This is a genomic window from Roseibium sp. RKSG952 (genome assembly GCF_009711355.1).
The window spans coordinates 1-577 of record NZ_SMMF01000318.1 but is presented as its reverse complement, the minus strand read 5'-3'; the positions used below and the strand labels follow the sequence as shown (position 1 = coordinate 577).

Here is a 577-nt window from a genome sequence, read left to right as displayed (position 1 = left end):
CGACAATGTTTCCGCCGCCGGTTGTGTCCAGAGAGCCTATGAACTGCACCTCTCCATAGTCAAACGCACTGTTTCCCAAGACAATGCTGTTGGTCAGGGCTATAATGCCCTGACCAATGATCCCACCGCCAAAAAATCCTCCAATGTTGCCGGAGACGGTGCTGTTGGTGAGGGCAATGGCACCCAACCCGAAGACCCCGCCACCATCATCTACTGCAGTATTGCCGGACACGGTGGTGTTGGTGATGCTGATGGCACTCTGCCCGTAGATGCCGCCACCATAGTCTGTGATGTTACCGGAGACAGTGCTGCTGGTGAGGGTAATGTCACCGCTCGCCCAGACACCTCCACCGGCGAACCCAGCGGTGTTGCCTGAGACAGTGCTATAGCTGACCGTCAGGCTTGCGGCGCTGTAGACAGCTCCGCCATAATCCTCGATTCCCGGTGCGCTGCCACCGGTCAGTATAAGACCTGTCAGCTCTGTATCGGCTGTTTCACTCGAGATATTAAAAATCCGGGTGTTGTCGCCCAGGAGATCCTCGCCGCTTTCGTCGGTCTCGCCGTCGCCGTCATTGTC

General features: G+C 57.0%; 1 protein-coding gene. It reads right to left on the bottom strand.

Annotated features, from left to right (window positions below; genetic code table 11):
* On the bottom strand, positions 1-577 hold a 577-nt coding region (locus tag E1297_RS48860), incomplete at both ends, for a hypothetical protein (protein WP_209015551.1).